The 354-nt window shown below is 67.2% G+C and carries 1 protein-coding gene; it reads right to left on the reverse strand.

Annotation, left to right across the window (positions count from 1 at the left end):
• A partial coding sequence (locus AX702_RS24305) for a hypothetical protein (protein WP_197420704.1) occupies positions 1-354 on the reverse strand: 354 nt, incomplete at both ends.

Below are 354 nucleotides of genomic sequence, written 5' to 3' on the forward strand. Positions count from 1 at the left end.
CATCGGCGTCAGCGTCGGCATCTGCGTCAGCGTCAGCATCCGCGTCTGCGTCGGCATCCGCGTCGGCATCGGCGTCGGCATCAGCATCGGCATCGGCATCGGCGTCGGCGTCGGCGTCGGCGTCAGCGTCAGCGTCAGCGTCAGCATCTGCGTCAGCGTCAGCATCTGCGTCAGCGTCAGCGTCCGCATCGGCGTCAGCGTCAGCGTCCGCATCGGCGTCAGCGTCAGCGTCCGCATCTGCGTCAGCATCAGCATCAGCATCAGCATCTGCGTCAGCGTCAGCGTCAGCGTCAGCGTCAGCGTCGGCATCAGCATCCGCATCCGCATCCGCGTCGGCGTCAGCGTCAGCGTCAG

It is taken from the genome of Sphingomonas sp. CCH5-D11, from assembly GCF_001557395.1.
In the GTDB taxonomy this organism is placed as follows: Bacteria; Pseudomonadota; Alphaproteobacteria; order Sphingomonadales; family Sphingomonadaceae; genus Sphingomonas.